The sequence below is a fragment of the Pseudodonghicola xiamenensis DSM 18339 genome, assembly GCF_000429365.1.
In the GTDB taxonomy this organism is placed as follows: domain Bacteria; phylum Pseudomonadota; class Alphaproteobacteria; order Rhodobacterales; family Rhodobacteraceae; genus Pseudodonghicola; species Pseudodonghicola xiamenensis.
This window is the reverse complement of the sequence record NZ_AUBS01000001.1, coordinates 358004-377745: the sequence shown is the minus strand read 5'-3', so window position 1 is coordinate 377745 and position 19742 is coordinate 358004. Positions and strand designations below refer to the sequence as shown.

General features: G+C 65.0%; 11 protein-coding genes. 2 read left to right on the top strand and 9 right to left on the bottom strand.

Features of this window, described 5'->3' with window-relative positions:
• The first annotated feature begins 387 nt into the window (after positions 1 to 387).
• A complete protein-coding gene (locus tag G455_RS23115; protein WP_051312097.1) occupies positions 388 to 1773 on the top strand; it encodes an MATE family efflux transporter in 1386 nt (461 codons plus the stop codon).
• Positions 1774 to 2146: 373 nt separating this feature from the next.
• Complete coding sequence (mtlD, locus tag G455_RS23110; RefSeq protein WP_051312096.1) at positions 2147 to 4327, top strand: bifunctional mannitol-1-phosphate dehydrogenase/phosphatase; 2181 nt, start codon at positions 2147 to 2149, stop codon at positions 4325 to 4327.
• Between the two features lie 76 nt (positions 4328 to 4403).
• Here mtlD and G455_RS0101760 read toward each other — a convergent pair whose 3' ends face one another.
• The 9 genes from G455_RS0101760 to G455_RS0101720 form a co-directional block, all read right to left on the bottom strand.
• Entirely contained in the window at positions 4404 to 6731 is a 2328-nt protein-coding gene (locus G455_RS0101760; RefSeq protein WP_035365898.1) for a xanthine dehydrogenase family protein molybdopterin-binding subunit, read from the bottom strand.
• Complete coding sequence (locus G455_RS0101755) at positions 6724 to 7197, bottom strand: (2Fe-2S)-binding protein (protein WP_028092095.1); 474 nt, start codon at positions 7195 to 7197, stop codon at positions 6724 to 6726. Before G455_RS0101755 ends, G455_RS0101760 begins: the two co-directional genes overlap by 8 nt.
• A 13-nt stretch (positions 7198 to 7210) precedes the next feature.
• Positions 7211 to 8407 (bottom strand): cytochrome c, encoded by a 1197-nt coding sequence (locus tag G455_RS0101750; protein WP_205620448.1) that lies wholly within the window; start codon positions 8405 to 8407, stop codon positions 7211 to 7213.
• A 385-nt stretch (positions 8408 to 8792) separates the two neighbouring features.
• Entirely contained in the window at positions 8793 to 9896 is a 1104-nt protein-coding gene (locus tag G455_RS25450) for a calcium-binding protein (protein WP_051312095.1), read from the bottom strand.
• A 31-nt stretch (positions 9897 to 9927) separates the two neighbouring features.
• Positions 9928 to 11826 (bottom strand): TonB-dependent receptor domain-containing protein, encoded by a 1899-nt coding sequence (locus tag G455_RS0101740; protein WP_161629381.1) that lies wholly within the window; start codon positions 11824 to 11826, stop codon positions 9928 to 9930.
• Positions 11827 to 11968: 142 nt separating this feature from the next.
• Positions 11969 to 12964 (bottom strand): calcium-binding protein, encoded by a 996-nt coding sequence (locus tag G455_RS25445; RefSeq protein ID WP_051312094.1) that lies wholly within the window; start codon positions 12962 to 12964, stop codon positions 11969 to 11971.
• Positions 12965 to 13103: 139 nt separating this feature from the next.
• Entirely contained in the window at positions 13104 to 14219 is a 1116-nt protein-coding gene (locus G455_RS23095) for an alpha/beta hydrolase (protein WP_035365897.1), read from the bottom strand.
• Positions 14220 to 14410: 191 nt separating this feature from the next.
• A complete protein-coding gene (locus G455_RS0101725) occupies positions 14411 to 17695 on the bottom strand; it encodes an acetyl-CoA carboxylase family protein (protein WP_028092092.1) in 3285 nt (1094 codons plus the stop codon).
• 23 nt (positions 17696 to 17718) lie between these two features.
• Complete coding sequence (locus tag G455_RS0101720; RefSeq protein ID WP_051312093.1) at positions 17719 to 19452, bottom strand: AMP-binding protein; 1734 nt, start codon at positions 19450 to 19452, stop codon at positions 17719 to 17721.
• Between the last annotated feature and the right edge of the window lie 290 nt (positions 19453 to 19742).

Sequence of the window (19742 nt, the reverse complement as noted above, 5' to 3'; positions counted from 1 at the left end):
GGACACCGTGGTCATAGATTTGCCCTTCTCGCGGAACGCGGAAGGCTGATTTATGAGGTGTTTTCGATATGCGCTCTGTCTTTCGGTCCCCCCAACCTATTCCAACCGGCGCCGGCTTGTCGTCGTTCCATCCGTTTTGTCGGCCGTTATCCCATGCCCGGCCCGGAACAGGTGGCGATACAGGGCAGTTCCGGGCGGAGGGCAGAGAGAAAGCCACATCCGGCCTATCGGTCCCGGTCGGGCCCCCACGCCGCCAGTCTTCGGATACCCGCATCCCCGCGTGGCCCCGAACGGCAACAGCCGGCCTGCCCGCTGAACCGGCGATTTACCTGCCCGCCGTCGACTGATACGCCTGTCGCCAACAGCATCCCTGTCGGAGGCAGCCCCTTGAAGACCCGGAACAATCTGGTCACTGCGGCGATCGGCCCGACGCTGCTGGCCTTTGCCCTTCCAACGCTGCTGTCTTCGATCCTGCAATCGGCCAATGGGTCGATTGACGCGGTCTGGGTCGGCCGGCTGCTGGGCAGCGATGCGCTGGCAGCCACCACCAACGGCAATCTGGTGATGTTTCTGCTGACTGCCTTCGTCTTCGGCTTTGGCATGGCCGCGACCATCCTGGTCGGTCAGTCGGTCGGGCGCGGCGACATCGCCGCCGCGCGCCGGGTCGCCGGCAGCGCCATCGGCGCTTTCGTTCCTCTGGCGCTTCTGCTGGCGGTGGCGGGCTGGTTCGTCGCGCCCCATGTGCTGAACCTGCTTGGAACCGAGCCGGAGATCGCGCCCCTGGCCCGGGACTTTCTGCGTGTCACCTTTCTGGCCTTCCCCGCCATCCTGACGATGACGATGCTGATGATGACGCTGCGCGGCAGCGGCGATGCGATCACCCCATTGATCTTCATGGCGCTGGCGGTGGTTCTGGATATAGGGCTGAACCCGGTGCTGATCCTCGGGCTCGGCCCCTTCCCGACCCTCGGCATCGGCGGCTCGGCCCTGGCGACGGCGATCGCAAATTACACCGCGCTTGTCGCCATGCTGGGCTATGTCTACGCCCGCGACCTGCCGCTGCGGCTGCGCGGGGCGGAGCTGAAATACCTGCGCCCCGATCCGGCGATCCTGAAGCTGATGCTGGTCAAGGGGCTGCCGATGGGGGTGCAGATGATCGTCGTCTCCAGTTCGATGCTGGCGATGATGAATCTGGTTAACCGCCAGGGGATCGACACCACCGCCGCCTTCGGCGCGACCCAGCAGCTCTGGACCTATGTGCAGATGCCGGCGATGGCGCTCGGCGCGGCCGTCAGCGCGATGACGGCACAGAACATCGGCGCCGGACGTTGGGATCGGGTCAGCCGGATCACCGGATCGGGCATTGTGTTCAACCTGATCCTGACCGGCGGGCTGGTGGCGCTGCTTCTGTGGGCCGACGGATCGGCGATGCGGCTGTTTCTGGGCGACGAGGCCGCGGCGGTCGAGATCGGCCGCCATATCGCCAAGCTCGCCACCTGGGGCTTCATCCCCTTCGGCGTGACCATGGTGCTTTTCGCCACCATCCGCGCCAACGGTCAGGTGCTCTGGCCTCTGATCATCCTCTTCATCTCGATGTTTCCGGTGCGGCTGGGGGTGGCCTATGGCTTGCAGGGCTGGCTGGGCGTCGATGCGCTGTGGTTCAGCTTTCCCGCGGCTCTGGTGGCGACGCTGATGATGGCGACGCTGCTCTACGTCTTCGGCAACTGGCGCGCCGAACATGACATGGTGATCGAAAAACCTCCTGCCGCCTGATCCCGCCGCAGTGCCCAAACTTGTGGCACTCCGGCCCCGAAAGATGCCCGCCGCCGGGATTTCCCTGCCCGTCGTTTGACAGGTTTCCCCCTGCCCGTTACCGTTAACAGGCACATTCGGCACATTTGCCGACGGGCGGAGCCCGGGCCGTTCACCTATCGCGCCCGTTGCCTGCACTCTATCGCTCTGCCTGAGGACAGGTCCTGGACCGTCCTCAATTCATCACCCGCAGGCAGGCCCCGCATGCGCCCCCGCGTGCGCCGGGCCGAAAGACAATCCATCGAGGGCCCCGTCGCCTTGGAGGAGAAGGCTGCGGCATATCCTCACCCTAGACGATCTGGGAGGAGCCACATGAGGCAACACAGGATCCAGAATGATACAGTTCGGCCAAAAACCGATACACGCAGTCATCTTCGATATGGACGGCACGATGTTCGACACCGAACGCCTGCGGTTCGACACCATCCGCCAGGCCTCGGTCGAGCTGACCGGCAAGCCAATCGCTGACGCCACCCTTATCGGATCACTCGGGCTCAGCGCCCTGCGCGCCGAGGAACTGGCGAAAGACCACAACGGCGCCGCTTATCCCTATCAGGCCATCCGCGAACGCGCGGACGAGCTGGAACTGGAGCATGTCCGTCGTCATGGCGTCCCGGTCAAGCCCGGGCTTTACGAGGTGCTGGAACGGTTGCGCCGCAACGGGCTGTCGCTGGCGGTCGCCACATCGTCCCGCCGCGCTATCGCCGAGGAATATCTGATCAACGCCAATGTGTTGAAATACTTTGATATCACCGTCTGCGGCGATGAGGTGGTGAACGGCAAGCCCGATCCGGAGATCTTCCTGCGCGCGGCGCGCGATCTGGGCTGTGCGCCGGACAGCTGCCTGATCATGGAAGACAGCGAAAACGGGTTGCGCGCGGCCGACGCGGCTGGCGGGCTGCCGATCTATGTCCGGGATATCAAACCACCGCACCCCGATATCCGCGCCCGCGCCTTTCGCGGCTATGAGGACGGGATGGAAGGCTTTCTGCACGATCTGCGCCAGACCACCCCGGCGCTGCCCATCCCGAAGCTGACAGATCCCTTTCCCGACACGCTGAACGAGGCCAAGGTCGGCATCCATGGCTTCGGCGCGATGGGCGGAGGCTATCTGGCGCAGATCTTCGCCCATTGGGATGGCTATACCCGCCCGCAGGAGATCATCGGTGTCACCGGCGATCCGGTGCTGCGCGAATTGGTGAACTCCTTCGGGAAATACACCGTGCGCTACGGCGGACTGGCCTTCGATCAGACCATCGACACCATTCGGCTGATCGACAGCGATGACGAGGCGGCGATCTGCCGGATGTATAGCGAGGCTGCGATTGTCGGCCTCAGCCTGCCCGAAGGGGCAATCCGCCAGCAGGCGCCGCTGATCGCGCGCGGGCTGCTGGCGCGGCACGCCGCCGGCGGCGATGATCTGGTGATCCTGCCGATCGTCAACAAGGTGCATGGCGCGCACTTCATTCGCGACGTGGTGGAAGCCGCTCTGCGCGCCGAGGCGCCGGACCTGAGCGACCGGATCATGGCCAAGACGCGGATTCCCGAGACCGTGGTGAACCGCATCGTCTCGCGGCTGAGCAAGGCGGCGGTGATGCGTCAGGCCAAGATTAAGCTGAAGATATTCGATGAGCTGACCCGCCCCGCCCCGGCTCCCGTAGAGATCGCACCCGAGATGCCCGCCCGCCTTACCCGCTCGGCACAACGGCTGCATGAGGCAGCCGAAACCGCCCGGGCGCTCGATCAGCTCAATCTGGTGCTCTATCACAGCGAGCCTGACATGGCGCTTTATGCCGAAGCCGGCGCCCCGATCCTGTCACGCCTGCGTCAGATCCATACCGTCGACGACATCCATATGGTGCAGATGATCAAGAACCGGCTGTGGAACGGCACCCATGCGATCACCGCCTGGTACGCCTCGCTTCTGGGCCATGACACCATCGGCCAGGGCATGAGCGATCCGCGCGTCGCGGCCCTGGTCGACCGGTTGCTGGAAGATGAGGTTCGCCCGGCGCTGCTGGCAGAGTTTCCGGCGGCGGCACCCTTGCTGCCGGGATTTGCAAAGACCTTCGTGACCCGTTGCCGCAGTTCGTTCAAGGATACCACGGCGCGGGTGGGCCGTGACCCGCTGCGCAAGTTGCAGCGCCGCGAACGCATCTTCGGCACCATAGACATGGCGCGCCGGCACGGCCTGTCCAGCGACGCACTGGAATACGGCGCCGCCCTTGCCGTGCTGTTCGCACTGAAGGCCGAGGCACCGGTCAAGGAATGTCGCAAGATCCAGGAGATTTACGCCCAAACCGGCCGGATCGAGGACGTGCTGGCCTATGACGGTTCCTATAACGGCGCCCCTTACCCTGGTCTGGATCGCAAAGCCGACGGCGCCCTGATCCGCCGGATCACCGCCCATGTCGCAGCATTGCAGGAGCCGCAAAGCGACCACTGGGACTGGCCGATTCGATCCCGCCATGAGAGCGCCATCTCCCTCCCCCGCAAGAGCATCGCGGCCGAATAGACCCTGGCGTTCCTTCCGCAAACGAAAACGGCCGGCCCCGAAGGGCCGGCCGCACTGGCCCGAGAGAGAGGGCGCCTCAGCCTTGAAGCGCGGCCAGAACCTTGTCCGGGGTGATCGGCAGGCTGCGCAGCCGGGCGCCGGTCGCGGCAAAGATCGCGTTGGCAATGGCCGGGGCCACCACGGTGGTGCCGGGCTCACCCAGCCCCACCGGCGCCTCGGTGCTTTCCATCACCTCGACCTCGATTTCCGGTGCGTCGATCATCCGGAGCGGCGTGTAGCTGTTGAGGTTGCGATCGCGGACCTGGCCCGCCTCGAATTCCGTCCCCTCGTAGAGCGCCATCGACAGCCCCCAGAGCGCGCCGCCCTCGATCTGCGCCCGCGCCCCGTCGGGATCGACCGCGATGCCGCAATCGACCGCCAGCCAGAGCTTTTGCACTTCGACCCGGCCGGTCTTGCGATCGACATGCACCTGTGCTGCGCCGCCGACCCAGGTGGGCATGCCGCGCGACTGGCCATAGGTGGTGGCGATGCCGATGGCGGTATCGGCGGGCAGATCGCTGCGGCCATAGCCCGACATCTCGGCCACCCGGCTCAGCGCCGCGGCCTGACGCTTGGCGCCTCCGACGGAATCCGGCGCGCTGCCGGCGTTGCGGCCTTCGGCGGTGAAGTGATCCAGCCGGAACTGCAGCGGATCGGCGCCGATGTGGCGCGCCGCCTCGTCCATGAAACTTTCCACCGCGAAGTTGATCCACCCCGGCGAGACCGAGCGCAGCCAGCCCGGGCGAAAGGCACTTTCGGCCAGTTCGTTCGAAATCGCCCGCGCCCGTTGCGCGCCAACCTCGTACCAGTGATCCACCCCGTCGGAGGCGAAGGGATCATAGGGTTCTCCATTGGTGCCCTTGGGCATGAAGCCCGGGATCATCACCTTGGTCGGCCAACCCGAGGCCACGGCACTGTCCATGGCGATGACCCTCTTGTCGGCATCGAAGGCCATCCGCATCTTCGAGACGGAAGGCGAGCGCGGACTGTCGAACCGCGCGTCATCCTCGCGCTTCATCACCATCTTCACCGGCTTGCCGCCGAGCGCCTTCGACGCCAGCGCCACCGGGATAGCGTAATCGCCGTTCAGCCGCCGGCCGAAGCCGCCGCCCAGCATGTAGGTGCGCATGATGACCTCGCCATCGCCCACCTCCAGCGCCTGCTGGATCCAGGGCAGGCAAAGCGATTGCCACTGATTGCCGGTGTGCACTTCCCAGATGCCTTCGGCATTGCGGAAGACGGTGGCATTCAGCGGCTCGAGCTGGAAGTGCAGCACGGTCGCGGTGTCATATTCCGCCTCGAACGTGTCGGCGGCGCCGGAGAACACCGGATCGACATCGGAGTTCCCGGTGTCGAGCACCGCGCCGGAGGCCGCATCCGCGATAAGTTTGCGGTTTTCCTTCTGGAAATCCGCCTCGCCCAGTGTCGCGGCAGCGCCTGCAGTCCAGCTCACCTTGACCTTGTCGGCGGCCTTCCAGGCGGCCCATTGGCTGTCGGCGATGACCATGGCCCAGCCCGGTGCCGTGCCCGAAGGATCGTCGATCTTCAGCGTCTGCCGATAGCCCTTGACCGACTTCGCGGCGCTGTCGTCGATCGCGGTGATCTCGCTGCCATAGCGGGTCGGTGGCAGGATCGGGGCGGCATAGACCATGCCGTCGATCTTGGCGTCGATGCCAAAGATGGTCTGGCCGGTGGTCTTGTTCGGGATGTCGAGCGCGGTGACATCCTTGCCCACCAGCGTCAGCTCAGACACCGGTTTCAGCGGCAACGCCTTCAACTCATCCTCGGTAAAGCTGCGGTCGAGCCCTTCGGCCACCAGTTCGCCAAACCCGGCGGAGTGGCCCGGTGCGGACACCTGGCCGTTGACAACCGTCACCTCGGCCACATCGACGCCCCAGAGCGCGGCGGCCTTTTCGGCCAGCGCAACCCGGCCGGCGGCGCCGGCCTGGCGATAGACCGGCCAGCTTTGCCAGACCGACCAGCTGCCGCCCGTCACCATCAGCCCCCATTTGGGGTCGGTGTCGACATGTTCAATCGACACGTCGTCCCAGTTGGCGCCGAGTTCATCGGCGAGGATACGGGCGATGGCGGTGCCGACATGCTGGCCCATTTCGGCCCGGATGATATGGACGTTGACCTTGCCCTTGTCGTCGATCCAGTACCAGATCGTCGGCGCGAAGGGGGTGCCATCGGCGGCAACCGGCAGGCCATCGGCGGCGGCAGGGTCCATCGCGGCCTTTGACGCGGCAGGGAACCCGAAGGCGACACCGCTGGCGAAGGCAGAGATCAGAAAGCCGCGGCGGTTCAGCCTCAGCCCGTCATCGACGGCGGCGCCCAGGCGGGCGCGGAAGATGTCGTTAGCCATTGGAGCTTTCCCCCCTCATCATCGCAGCGGCCTCGCGCACGGCGGCGCGGATCCGGGTGTAGGTCATGCAGCGGCAGAGGTTGCCGGTCATCACCGCGTCGATATCGTCGTCCGTCGGATTGGGGATGTCCTTGAGAAAGGCGGCGGCCTGCATGATCTGGCCCGACTGGCAATAGCCGCATTGCGGCACCTTCAGATCGCGCCAGGCCTGTTGCACCGGGTGATTGCCCTGCGGATCGAGCCCCTCGATGGTGGTCACCTCGGCACCGGCGACATCGCCGACCTCGGTGATGCAGGACCGTGTCGCCTGACCGCCGACATGCACGGTGCAGGCACCGCACATGCCGATGCCACAACCGAATTTGGTGCCGGTATAGCCCAGCTCGTCCCGGATCACCCACAAAAGCGGGGTATCCGCCTCGACGTCCAGACTGACAGGGCGTCCGTTCAACGTGAATTCAATCATCTTGCTTCCCTCGTCACTGGGTGGCTTCGGCGCGGATGGCGGCGACCTTGGCGTCAAGGTCGGGCCAGGGGGCCAGCTTGCTGCGATCGTCGCGCAGATAGGCGGCGATGGCGGCGATTTCCTGATCGCTCAGCGCGTGGCGGAAGGCCGGCATCACCAGCCCCTTGGTGCCCTCTTCGGCGCTGACCCCGTCAAGCATGACGTGGATCAGGTTGGTCGGATCATCGAGCCGGGTGGCCGAGTTGATGCCCAGATCGGGCCGACCGGCCAACACCTGTTCTGCATTGTAATGGCATGCGGCGCAGGCGGTGGCATAGAGCCGTTCCCCCTGATCGCGACGATAGGCCGGATCGGGCCTGCCTGCAGCGAGGCTGGCCTGAACCACGGCAGACTGCGCCGGATCGCTGTCGGGTGCGCCGACGATATCGCCCAGATAGATCCCGATCGCCTTCAGATCGCTTTCCGGCAGCTCGCGCAGACCGGCATGAACCACCGGCCCCATCGGCCCGGCAGCGACACCGTGATAGACGCCTGCGCCGGAGGCCAGGTAACGGGTGAATTCGGATGCGCTCCAGGGCACGGCCGAGGGGTTGGCAGCAGTCAGCGCCGGCGCGATCCACTTGTCGATATGGGCCCCGGCGAAGGTCTGGCTCGCCTCCTCGGCGCCGAGCTTGTTGCGCGGGGTGTGGCAGGCGCCGCAGTGGGTCACGCCCTCGACCAGATAGGCGCCGCGGTTCCACTCCTCCGACTTCGACAAGTCATTCTCATACCGCCCTTCCTTGAAGAACAGCATCTTCCAGCCCGCCTGAAGGATACGCTGGTTCAGCGGGAAAGGAATGCCAGCCGCCTTGGTGACGGAGTGAACCGGTTTCACCTCGGTCATCAGATAGGCATAGATGGCATCCACATCCTCGGCGGTCATCTTGGTGAAGTGATCGTAGGGCAGCGCCGGGAACAGATGCCGCCCTTCACGATCGACGCCCTGCCACATGGCCCTGCGGAAGGCCTCGGGCGACCAGGCGCCAATGCCGGTTTCGGGGTCGGGCGTGATGTTCGATCCGTAGATCACGCCATAATCGGTCTCGATCGGATAATTGCCCGAAAACGCCGCACCGCCGGCGGGGGTGTGACATTCTGCGCAATAGCCAGCGGCGGCAAGCACCCGGCCCTTTTCGATCTGTTCGGAAGTAAATTGGGGCCGTTCGGCCACGCTCATTTCCGGTAAAGATGAATGATATGCATAGAAAGCAAATCCAGCCACCGCCAGGACGACGATGGCAAGAAGGGCTCTGGCTGCGGATTTAAGCATTTTGCATCAATCCCTTAGCTATTTAGCTTGAGGTTTTCCAAGCTAGCAGGTTGTAGCCCGGATCACGAAGTATTCAAGCGTATACTGTGTCACTTTAACGTGTGATTACCTCCCTTGCCCCCGTCACATGCGGCGACGGCAGGAGCGACTCAGCCCAATCGCACCGACCAGCCCGCCCCGGCCCGATGCGCCATCCTGGCGGCGTGATCCCGTTTCAAACAGCAAGACGCCGCCCCCCCCCCAGGGGCGCGGCGCAAAATGTCACGACTGCCTCGATCCTGTCGGATCAGAGCAGGAAGTCCGAACTGGCGAGATCATAGAGACCGTTCAGCGTGATAGTGAAATCCGCGATGCCATCACCGTCGACATCGCCGCCGACCAGCGTGTTGTCGCCATCATGCCAGGCGCGCAATTCACCTGCCGCGCCCGAAAACTCTGCATCGCCGATCAGGGTGAACTCCTGGTTTCCCTTCATGGTGATATCCGCGTCGATCTTCGACAGGTCGATCACATCGCCCTGCTTGGAACTGAAATCGGTGATCCTGTCGCCATCGGCCTGTTTCGCCGTGGCGAAGATGAAGGTGTCCGCCCCCTTGCCCCCGGTCAGCACGTCAGCCCCCTTGCCACCGTCGAGCCGGTCGTCGCCGGCCCCACCAATCAGCCTGTCGCGCCCGCCGCCGCCCTTCAGCACATCGTCGCCGGCGCCACCGACAAGCTTGTCCCGGCCACCCCCGCCAATCAGCGTGTCGTTGCCGGCACCGCCATTGAGCGTGTCCTTGCCGGCGCCGCCGATCAGCTTGTCGTCGCCCTTGCCGCCAAAGAGCTTGTCATTGCCTGCCCCACCACGAACGACGTCGTCATAGTCGGTGCCCCGGTAGGTATCGGCTCCGGCGGTGCCATAGAAATCGTGGCCCTCGCCCCAGAGCGCGTCCAGCAGCGGTGCGGCATCGACCGAGGTGCCATCCGGTCCGCCCCCCATCAGCCCGGCGACGATCTCGTGCACATCGCCCTTCACCCCGGCCTCGTTGGTAATGCCAAGCCCCGACAGGGTGATCGCCGCGTCGATTTCGGCCAGCCCGTCGTCATTGACCACCAGATCGCCGCTGTCACTGTCATAGGCGCTGCCCAGCGTGCCCAGTTCGACCGTGTCGATGGTGCCGCTGACCGAATGGTTCGAGAAGGTATAGAAGAAATCGTCCCCGCCCAGCACCACGGCGCGGGTGTCGGCCTCTTCTCCTGCAGTCGGAGTATCGAGATGCACGATCTGCTTCGAAGTCCCGCTCGCGGGCATGAACAACGGCATGCCATAGGGAGTGAAGCCTTCAAAGAAGGTATCGAGCGCAGCGTTGAAGTCGACGCCGTTGCCCTTCAGTTTGATGGTGATAGTCATGTGGGTGTCCTTTCCGCCTGCCGTTCCCGGGTCAGAACCTCAGGGTCAGCGAAGCCTGCGCGTTGAACCCTGGCTGAGGCTGGGTATCGAGATGAGGGGTGTAATTCGCGTCAAAGATGTTGTTCAGCGCCAGGCCGAACTCGACATTCTTGCTGATCTCCTGCCGGAAGAAGAGATCGACAGTCCGCCAAGCGTCCGAAGACAACGTGCCGCCATGCTTGGAGTCGGTGAAGGTGACCCTGGTTCCGACCTCGCGCCGCAGGTCAGCGCTGCGCAGCCCGGCAGTCACCACCACCCGGTCGGGCGGCGTGCTGTCAAGGTCTTCTCCGGTCGTGCGGTCGGTGCCATCGAGGATCTGACCGGCCAGACCGGCAAAGATCTGCCCTGAATCATAGCGCGCCTCCAGTTCCAGACCGCGCAGACGAACCTTGTCGATATTGTTATAGCGATAATAGCTGTCGAACAGCGACCCGACCCGCTCCAGCCCGATATAGTCACGCACCGTGTTCTGGAAGAGGGTCGCACGGACGTCAAAACTGTCGCCCGGGACAAACAGCCCCTCGCGCCCATAGCCGAGCCCGATTTCGAAGGCCTGCGATTTTTCCGGCTTGAGGTCGGGATTGGGGCGGATCTCGAAATCCGCCGGCTCCGGGTGCATGCCCGAGACCAGGGTTTCGTTAAGCGACGGCGGACGATACCCCATCGAGGCCGCGGCGTGGAAGGTGACCCAATTGCCCAAAGGCACATCGACCGCCAGCCGCGGCGACACCGCCTGCCCCGAGGCGGAACCGTCATCGCTGTCCAGGCTGTAGCTGTCCGCCGTTAGTCCCAGGGTGACCCGCGCGCGGCCCAGCTCGAAACGATCCTCCAGCCCCAGCGACCAGATATCCCGGCTCCCCGAAGGGGTCAGGCTGCCCGTGGTATCATTCACATCGGCCTCGTCCCGGAAGCCCTCCAAGGTCACGGTCAGATCGTGATCGCGCCCGCCGATCATCAGAAAGCGCTGTGCGCTCAGAAGCAGGCCGGTGGTGCTGGTATCATAGGTCCGGCCGGTGCCGGTGGGCGTCAGAGCGGCGCTCAGGGATTGCTGTTCCAGCTTGGTGTCGGTCTTGTAAAGCGCCCCTTCGACAGACCAGCCGGCCAGGTCCTCGGCCTGCCAGCCCAGCCGCAGGCTTTCGGTCCGCAGATCGTTGTCGCGCGGCGTCCCTGCGGCGACTCCGGTGGAATACTCCTGTTCCATCCGGTCGTAGCTGAGCGTGAAGCGCTGACCGTTCTCGGTGTTGAAGCCCAGTGTCGCCAGGCCGCTGCGCTTGGTCTGCCCGGCATAGACCCTGGTTCCGTCGGGGGCGGTATAATCATCCTTCTCGGAATGGGTACCCGCCACCATGAGGTCGACCGCCTCGCTCAGTTTCGCCGCCAGCTCGCCATGTACCGTGGGAGTCTTGGTTAGCGATCCATAGCGCAGACGAAATTCGCCGCCTGTGCTCGCCCCCTCACGCAGGATATCTTCTGCCGTGACCCGGCGCAGTTCCACCGCGCCGCCGATGGCACCGGCCTTGGCGCCGCTCCCCCGGGTGACCGTCACCTCGCGCAGCATCTCCTGATCGACCGAGAACGTGCCATTGGCGCCATGGCCCGAGCGCGCAAAGTTCTGCCGCATGCCGTCGACCGTCACCGCAACCCGGCCATGATCCTGCAGCCCGCGAATATTCACCGCCATTTCGGCGCCGTCATCGCCGCCCCCACCCTGGGTGGTGACCCCGGCCATATCGCGCAGTACCGTGCCAAGGCTCGCACCCTGATATTCGGTTTCAAGCCGTTCCTCGCCGACCGTGGTCTGCGAGGCGGTCGCCTGTGCCCCCGGCCCGACCGCGACCGTGATCTCATCCAGCGCGATCACCTCCTGCGATCGAACGGCAAGAGGAGACATAACAAGACTGGTTACGGCCAGTGCGGCACGTATTGGGTGGGACATGGGGATGCCTCGGGCGGGAGAGAGTGAGGGGGGAGAACTGGAAAGGGCCGGGCAACAACTCAGCGGGTCGCCCGGCCGTTTTGGTCAAGAAGGCCTGTCAGAACAGGAACATGTCATCCGACAGATCGGCCGAGGTCAGGTTCTCGAGCACGATGGTCGCCCCTTCCGCGCTCAGCACCAGACCAGCGTCGGTTTCCGATGCCGTGAAATCGCTGGCAGCGCCCAGTTCCAGCGCGGTGACGTCGATCACATCTTCACCAATGGTGAAGTCGGTGATGGTGTCAATGTTGCGGGCACCGCCCGAAACGATCACAAAGGTATCCTCACCAGCGCCGCCGGTCAGAGTGTCGTTGCCCTTGCCGCCCTTGAGGATATCGTCGCCAGCGCCGCCGATCAGCGTGTCATTGCCCTTGCCGCCGACCAGCTTGTCATCGCCCCGACCGCCCAGCAGCAGGTCATCGCCCGCCTTGCCCTTCAGCACGTCGTTGCCGGCGCCGCCGACCAGAGTGTCGTCATAGGCGGAGCCGAACAGGCGGTCGTTGTGAATGGTGCCGTACATTTCGACCGCGTAATCATCGAGCACGCTGTTCAGCAGAGCGGCATCCATCGTGCCCAGCGCGGTATAGACCGCATAGACCGGATTGGTCTCCACATCGTTGCCACCGCCCGGCGCCACGTCGAGCCCGAGCCCCTCGATCACCAGCCCGGTGTCAAGCCCGGTCACCGCGCCCTCTTCGCCGATGCCCTGGGTGCCCGAGGTCACCCCATCGACCCAATCGCCGAAGACCAGCGCATCGACCGCTCCGGTGATGCCATGGCCATATTCCGATCCATTGTGGATGAAGTCATAGGCCAGTCCGTCGCCTTCCATGATGATCGTCGACGCCAGCGGGGTCTCTTCGCCGTCAGCATAGCTGAACACCACCTGCGAACCGTTCATGTAATAGGTGCCGCCAAAGGCGGAATCAGGCTCGCCACCATAGAAGCTCTTGGCAACGGAACTGGCGAGCGAGGAGAAATAATCGCTGATATAGGTTTTCGAATTGAATCCGGTCGTCAACGCCGAGGCGTCGATGGTGATCGTCTGAGCCATGGTTTTTCCTGTCAGTCAGATATGCGGAACAACATGCTGACTGGCAGGAAATGGCTTGCTGCATGCGATTGGCGCGACCCTATTTATACCAAGCTTTTTTGTCAACTAATCACATACATTCTCTTTCCGGTGGCTGCATTCACCCCGGGATAAAGTCGCGCAACACCGGCACTCCCTCCAGTATCTCAAGCGTGCTCGGGTCGCGCGGGGGCTGATCATACCCATGATGCCGCAGGGCGGAACCGATCATCTGCACAACCTCGGGCGAGCCTGCGAACTTGCTGTGCGTGCCGATGATGGAATCATGAACCCGGCTGAGATCAATGACGGTCACCCCGAGCTTCGCCAGTTCCTCCGCGTTGGCCGCGCCGACACGCACCACCCCACCCGAGACCCGGCGCGACAGGCGCAGGGCGAAATCGTCCTGTGACACCAGCACATAAATGTTCCCCACCTGCCCCCGGATCTGTGCCAGTTGGCTGCGAAAGACGTCGATGTCGATATCCGGCGCCGCCAGCATGATGTTGTTGAGCTTGCCACTGGTGTCGAGCATACCCGACAGGCCCGATTGAACCATCACCTCCATCATCGCGAACCCGCCCATCGAATGGGCGAAGACATCAAAGCCCCGGGCATTGGTTCTCGACACTATTTCCAGCGCCTGTTCGATCTGGCTACGCGCGGCAAGCGTGCTGTTGAGATCATAGGCATAGAGCGTCTCTCTCCCGGCAGAGGCCCAGGAAAAGACCACCGGCACGCCGGCAAACCCCGAATCCTGCACGAATTGGCCGACCCGCAGCACCGCGTCGCTCAATGTCATGTTATAGCCATGCACAAAGAACAGAAGGGTCCGGTCCTTTGGCGCGCGCTTTGCCAGCTCCGCGTTGATAGCGCGAATGAACCCCTGCTCCCGATCATAGACCTCGGGTTCCACCACCGCGAACTCCCGGCGCGGGTCGGGCGGCAGGGTCTTGGGGCGCTCGACCTCGCCGGGAACGTGATCGGGCGGCACCGTCAACAGAACCGAGGCCAGGCCCAGATTTTGCGATCTCTCTCCCGAATAGAATGCGCCGACCCTGTCCGATCGCGCCCGGCTGGTGGTGATGTAGATCCTGTGGTGCGCAGCCTCGGCAAAGCTCAGCACCGGCACAGCCTTGTTATCCACCCCGATCAGCTCAGCCGAGCGGGTGCAACCCGTCACCCCCATAACGCCGATGACAAGGATAACGGCGGCCAAACGGGACAGGATGAACATGACGGCGGTCTCCGGCTCTGTGCAGTGGCCCTTCGGGCACCCCGTAATATCCCGATACCCGGGCCCGGGCTGTCAACCCATCCGGGCACTCCTGTCATGCAACCTGCAGGAGAAATATGAAGAAGAGGCAAACCGGCATCAAGGAGCACCCCCCGCGCCATCGCGGGGGAGCCATTTTGCCCGACGCATCTTTACCAGGGATCGACCCAGGGCCGTTTCTTGGCCCTGCGCGGCTGCGGCGCCGGTGCGGCCTGCAGAGCAGAGAGAATCCAGTCGCGCGTTTCGGCCGGGTCGATCACCGCGTCGATCTCGAGCATGCTGGCGGTATTGATCGCCTTGCCGCGTTCATAGAGCTTGGCGACCATCTTCTCGAACAGCGCCTGACGCTCGGCCAGTTCCTCGACCGCCTCCAGTTCCTTGCGGAACCCGAGCCGAACGGCGCCTTCGAGCCCCATGCCGCCGAATTCCCCGGTCGGCCAGGCGGCGACGAATTGCGGCGCCCGGAACGATCCCCCCGCCATCGCCTGGGCGCCCAGCCCATAGGCCTTGCGCAGCACGAAGGTGAAGGTCGGCACCTCCAGATTGGCGCCGATCACGAAAAGCCGCGAACAATGGCGCACCAGCGCGGTCTTCTCGATCTCGGGGCCCACCATCATGCCGGGCGTGTCGCAGAGGAACATCACCGGCAGATCGTGGGCATCGCAAAGCTGCAGGAACCGCGCCGCCTTGTCTGCGCCCGGCGTGTCGATCGCGCCGGCCATATGGCGCGGGTTGTTGGCGACCACCCCCATCGGGCGGCCCGCCACCCGGATCAGCGCGGTGACCATGCCCGGCGCGAAGCCCGCGCGCAGTTCCAGCACCGAGCCGAGATCGGCAATCCCCTCGATCGCCGCGTGGACGTCATAGGCCTCCATCCGGTTTTCCGGCACCACATGGCGCAGGGCGCGCGGATCGGGGGCCTGCCAGTCGGTCAGCCGCCCCTGGAAGTAGGACAGATATGTCTTGGCGACCTCGACCGCCTCCTCCTCATCCTCGACCAGGATGTCGATCACCCCATTGGCAGCATGAACGTCGCTGGGGCCGACCTCCTCGGGACGATAGACGCCAAGACCGCCGCCCTCGATCATCGCGGGGCCACCCATGCCGATGGTCGAATCCCGGGTGGCGATCACCACGTCGCAGCAGCCCAGAAGTGCGGCATTGCCGGCAAACACCCGGCCCGAACCGATGCCCACCATCGGCACCAGCCCCGACAGCCGCGCCTGCAGCGCGAAGGTCATCACCTGCAGACCGGAGATCATGTTGACATCCACATCCCCCGGCCGACCGCCACCGCCTTCGCAGAAGAAGATCATCGGCGTGCGGCTCTTCTCGATCACATGCAGCATGCGATCTGTCTTTTCGTGGTTCATATGGCCCTGGGTGCCGGCCAGAACGGTATAGTCGTAATGCAGCACCGCGGTGCGGGTGCCCGCCTCGCCGAACAGCCCGCCATTGACCTGACCGAAGCCGGTGATCAGCCCGTCGGCCGGGGTGTTGCGGATCAGATCGTCCAGGCTGCGCCGGGTCCGCTGCGCCGCGATCACCAGATCGCCGTATTCGACGAAACTGTCCGGATCGCAGAGTTGCGCGATATTCTCCCGGGCCGAGCGTTTGCCCTGCGCGTGGCGCTTGGCGATCGCCTCGGGGCGCGCCGCGTCCCGGGTCAGCGCGCGCCGTTCCAGCAACTCGGCCAGATCGGCGCGAATGTGGTCAGGGTCACGCACCTCCTCCTCCTCGGCCTCGAAGACGAGGCTCTCGTCGGGGTCCAGCGCGAAGAGCGGATCGCCAAGGAAGACGGTATCACCGGGCGCCACGAAGATATCGCGCAGCCGCCCCGACACCTCGGCCAGGATGGTGTGCTGCATCTTCATCGCCTCCATCACCAGCACGGCGCCACCGGCGGGCAGCGCAGTGCCGGGGCCGGCCTTGACCGCCAGGATGGTGCCCTGCATCGGCGCGCCGGTGACCCCTTCGGCCAGCACCTTCGGCGCCTCCTCACCCAGCCCTTCCGGCGCGGCGAGGGCCGTGGCGACGCGGTCCGCCGCGATCCGCCCGGCGGCGGCGAACAGATCGGCGGCACGCTCTTCGACCATCCGCGTGTGGCTTCGCCCCTCGGCCAGTTCCGGCAGGTCCAGCAGCGCCATCAGATAGGGGATATTGGTCTCCACCCCCGCGATCCGGAAAGCCGCGAGCGCCCGGCGGGCGCGGGCCAGCACATCCGCCAGATGCCCGGGGCCGTGCACGATCAGCTTGGCCAGCAGGCTGTCGAAGGCCGGCGACGGCCGCCAGCCAGCATAGCCCGCCCCATCGACCCGCACCCCCGGCCCACCCGGCGCCTCATAGACCGAAAGCCTGCCACCGGCGGGCAGCGCGCCACCCTCGGCCGTCATCGTCTCCATATTGACCCGAAGCTGAACCGCATGTCCGCGCGGCTGAGGCACCTGATCCTGGGTCAGGCCAAGTTCGAACAGGCTCGCCCCCAGCACGACGCGGATCTGGGCCTGCACCAGATCGACGCCGGTGATCTCTTCGGTGATGGTATGTTCCACCTGCAGCCGCGGATTGGCCTCGATAAAGGCCAGCGCGCCGCCCTCGCCCACCAGATATTCGAAGGTGCCGAGCCCGCGATAGCCCACCGCGCGGGCCATCTGCACGGCACTGTCCAGCAGCTGCCGCCGCAGATCGGGGTCAAGCGCCGGGGCCGGCGCGATCTCGACCAGCTTCTGATAACGCCGCTGCAAGGTGCAGTCGCGTTCCCACAGGTGCACGGCATCGCTGCCGTCCCCCAGTACCTGAACCTCGATATGGCGGGCGTTTTCAAGGAAACGTTCGGCATAGATGTCGGCATTGCCGAAGGCGGCCTCCGCCTCGGCGCTGGCCTCCTCATAGGCGGCAACCAACTGGCCCGGCTCGCGGACGATCCTCATGCCCCGACCACCGCCACCGGCGACCGCCTTCAGCACGATCGGCGCACCGCCCAAGCCTTCCATGAAGGCGAGCAGTTCCGCTGGATCGGCGGCGCGGTCGAGCCCCGGGTTCACCGGCGCGCCGACCTTCTGCGCCAGACGCCGGGCGCTGGTCTTGTCGCCCAGCTCCTCCAGCGCCTCGGGCGACGGGCCGATGAAGATCATCCCGGCTGCCGCCACCTCTCGGGCGAATTCGGCGCTTTCGCTCAGAAAGCCATAGCCCGGATGCACCGCCTCGGCGCCCGCCGCGCGGGCGGCGGCGATCACCGCCGCGATATCGAGATAGGCCCGCGCGCCCTTGCCCGGCAGCGCCATGGCACGCGGCGCGCGCAACACATGCAGCGCCTCGGCGTCGTCCTCGGAATAGAGCGCCACCGGCTCCATCCCCAGCCCGGCCACCGCATCGGCGATCCGCAACGCGATCTCGCCCCGGTTGGCGATCAGGATCGTCTTCACTGTCGTCGTCATTCTTGTCCCCTCCCGGCCGGCGCTTACAGAAGCTTGGCCAGTTCGTCCTTCTTCACCTTGCCCGTGGCGGTCATCGGCAGGGTCGCGACGATGCGGACCTCCGGGCGTTTGTAGATGGCCATCTCATCGGCGCACCAGGCCTCGATCTCGACCGCGGTGGCCTCCTTGCCCTCGGCGAGCGTCACGAAGGCCACCGGCACCTGCCCCTTGTCGGCATCAGGGCGCCCGATCACGCCCGAGCCGATTATCGCCGGATGCCGGCCCAGCATCGCCTCAAGCTCGGCCGGGAAGACCGACATGCCCTTGACCTTGAGCATCTCTTTCCGGCGGCCGAGGAAATGCAGCAGCCCGTTGTCATCGAGCACGCCGATGTCCCCGGTATGCAGCCAGCCGCCCCGCATTAGATCCGCCGTCGCCTCGGGCTTGTTCCAATAGGAGCTCAGCAGCGAGGGCGAGCGCACGCAGATCTCGCCCTCAGCCCCCAGCGGCATCAGCGCGCCGGTGTCGAAGTCGCAAATCTTGAACTCGGTCCCCGGGCAAGGCATGCCCACGAAGACCGGCTGCTGGTCCAGATCCCAATCGTCGTGCTGAAAGCCGGTGGTGAAGGTGTCGCAGGTATGGGTTTCGGTCATACCCCAAGCGGCTTCGGCCATGATCGACCCAGTGCGCTCGAACCAGCGGGTGCGATAGTCGTGGTTCAGCTTCTTGACGAAGGAGGATACCCGCGTGGTCTTGATCGAACCCAGATCGTAGCGGCTGGCCTCGGGATGCTCCAGCACCTCGACCGCGTTGTCGACCAGCAAGCTCGCCTGATCGGGTTTCAGCCGGTCGACAGCGGACATGAAGCTGACCACGTCCCAGCGGCCCAGCAGGATGCAGGTGCAGCCCGAGAAGACCGGGAACAGCAGCCCCATGTCCTCTCCCGCGATCCAGAACAGCGGATGGAAGCAGATCGCCACGTTGTCCTGCGTCAGCTCTGCCCCCATGGTGCAGGTGGTGGCTGCGGTATAGATCATATGCCGCTGGGTATGGACACAGCCCTTCGGCATGCCAGTGGTGCCGCCGGTATAGTTCAGCGCCGCCACCGCATCCAGATCGGTTGCAATCTGCGGCACCGGGGCGTCGCAGGCCTCCAGGGCCTTGATGAAATCCTCGGTCCCCTCCGGCGTTACCTCGCCCGACGTGATCGAGGCCGGACAATGGAAGGCCGGGGTCGCGGGGATCCAGTCGGCCATGCCGGTCGAATAGATCTTGCGCAGGGTGACCTGATCGCGCACCGCCATGACCAGCGGCACCAGGATGTCGGCGGCCAGGATGATCTCAGCATCCGCGTCGTTCAGCTCATAGATCAGCTCCGCCTCGCGGAACATCGGGTTCACCGGCACATGCACGGCGCCGGCCTTGAGGATACCAAAGAAGGCGATGGCGAATTGCGGGCAATTACCCATCAGCACCGCCACCCGGTCGCCCGGCTTTACGCCGTCGGCGGCCAGACGCGCAGCAAAGCGATCCGACAGCCGGTCCATCTCGCCATAGGTCAGGGTGCCGCCGTAGAAATTGTAAAGCACCTTGTCCGGCTGCACCGCGGCCCAGGCGCGCAGGTAATCGGTGATGCCGACCTCACCATGCGGATAGAACGGCTCGGTCGGCACCTCCCTGGGCCAGATCGCCGCCTGGGCGGCGCGCACCCTTGCCAGATACTCGGCTTCGGTCAGCGGCGCGGTGTCTGCCAGGGCAAAATCGTTGGGCGGGGTCATTCTGCGGTCCTTTCTTGGGGCTGACGGGGAAAGCGGACAGCATCCCAGCCCGGCCCGCGCCGAGGGCACGGCAAGCGCGCGACGCAAAGCAAACCCAGAGCGCGACCGAAACCGACCGCGCCCGCGTTGCAGCGGACTGATGACATGAGGCTTCTCCTCCCGATGACTGCGGCCAGCCCGTTCCTCCCCGGGCGCGGGCCACGGGGGAAGAGTAAGACCAAAGACCGTATTTCGTCAATTGTCTTCAATTTATTTGTTTTATGATTTATCTCAGCATGTTAGTATTCTCA